Below are 223 nucleotides of genomic sequence, written 5' to 3'. Positions count from 1 at the left end.
CAAAGACTCGGGTGAAATCAAACTCGGCATTACTTCAGCTGTAGATATCGACGGCCGTACCTTCGAAAACCTGCAACTGGGCGGTGATGCGTCTGTAAAAGTCACCGACACCATCGACGAAGTGATCGCCAAGTTGACCGCGACCTCGTCGGTCACCGAAGGTGGCGACATTACCTACACCGTGACGCTGACCAACAAAGATGGTCTGCCAATCAACAACCAC

The 223-nt window shown here is 52.9% G+C and carries 1 protein-coding gene; it reads left to right on the top strand.

Features of this window, described 5'->3' with window-relative positions; translation table 11 throughout:
* Positions 1–223 (top strand): immunoglobulin-like domain-containing protein (locus IAE38_RS23750; protein ID WP_201219600.1); only part of this gene is annotated, 223 nt, incomplete at both ends.

This window comes from Pseudomonas sp. S32 (assembly GCF_016648095.1).
GTDB lineage: Bacteria > Pseudomonadota > Gammaproteobacteria > Pseudomonadales > Pseudomonadaceae > Aquipseudomonas > Aquipseudomonas parafulva.
Note: the sequence above shows the minus strand (reverse complement) of the source record. Positions and strands in the feature narration are given on the sequence as shown.